This is a genomic window from Candidatus Aquicultor secundus, assembly GCF_002791875.1.
Lineage (GTDB): Bacteria > Actinomycetota > Aquicultoria > Aquicultorales > Aquicultoraceae > Aquicultor_A > Aquicultor_A secundus.
The window spans coordinates 1-1173 of sequence record NZ_PFNG01000167.1 but is presented as its reverse complement, the minus strand read 5'-3'; the positions used below and the strand labels follow the sequence as shown (position 1 = coordinate 1173).

Sequence of the window (1173 nt, the reverse complement as noted above, 5' to 3'; positions counted from 1 at the left end):
GGTAACTGTAACACCATCCCCGATTGGGGCATGGAGCAGGATTTTCTGTCCTACGACATCCTGCGAGCCCTGGGCGGCGGCGGTGTCGGAGATACTCGATCCCGAAACAGTTAACGTATCCGCCGCGTAGGCGATCTGCTGCGTATTCGATTGTGTCGGCGCGATGAGGCTTACCGAGTCGGGAGCCGCCGCGCTTGCGGCCACATCGGCACCCAGGGTCGCCCCGGCCGTTGCGGTGGCCGCGATCGAGTAGCCCACGAGAAGTTTCTTGGGGCTTGCTTGGGCGACCGGCACGGACACGCTTAAGTTCAAAGCCCCGGAGCTAAAGACGCCCGATCCAAGGAGGGTGTCGGTGGCATCGATGCTGCCGTTTTGGTTATCGTCTAACCAGAGTTTGACCTGGGAAACATCCGAATCAGCGCCGGTGCCGGTTCTCTGGATGCCAAGCGCGGTCACGGTGGCCGCGTCGTAGCTCGGGCTATCAAGCGACAGGTCGATGCGCTCGATGAGGTTGTCGGACGAGGCGCGCGCAACTGTTGCCGTCGCCGGAGAAGTCGTTCTAAGAGAGACCACATCGGGGGCGTCGGCGACGGTTGCCGTGGCGCCGAGAAGGGCCCCGAAGTTGTTCGTCGCGTCCGGTTGGGCGACGACGACGCCGCTTGAGGCGTCCGCGGCCCAGCTGACGCTCGCGCTTACAGTGTTGCCCACCCCTGCGTTAAACGGGATGTTTACCCCGACAAGCACCGTCTCGGTCGCGTTTGAAGCGACCGCGAGACTCGTCGCAAAGCGGGCAAACCCGCCCGCGGTCGTGGTCGAGGCAAAGGCTTCCCCCGCATCGATCCGATCGTTGCCGTCTATATCACGGGCCAGCTCGACGGATGAGACATCCGAGGCGAGCCCGTTGATGGCGATGTTTAGCGCGGTGACGGTTACCCCGTCACCGGCGGAGGCGTGAAGCAGAAGCTTCTCAAGGGGCACGTCGGAGGTGCCCTGGGCGGCGGCGGTGTCGGAGATACTCGATCCCGAAACAGTTAACGTATCCGCGCTAGGATTAATAGTAGCAGATGTACCGATAAGGCTAGAAAAAGCGTTAACCGTGCTTGCGACATCGACCTTGATATCGCTAAGTGACGGGTCAACATTATATTGGATAGTACTCTGGACCGTGTTGCC

General features: G+C 61.4%; 1 protein-coding gene. It reads right to left on the bottom strand.

The features are described from left to right. A partial coding sequence (locus COY37_RS07045) for a hypothetical protein (protein ID WP_286976985.1) occupies window positions 1-1173 on the bottom strand: 1173 nt, incomplete at both ends.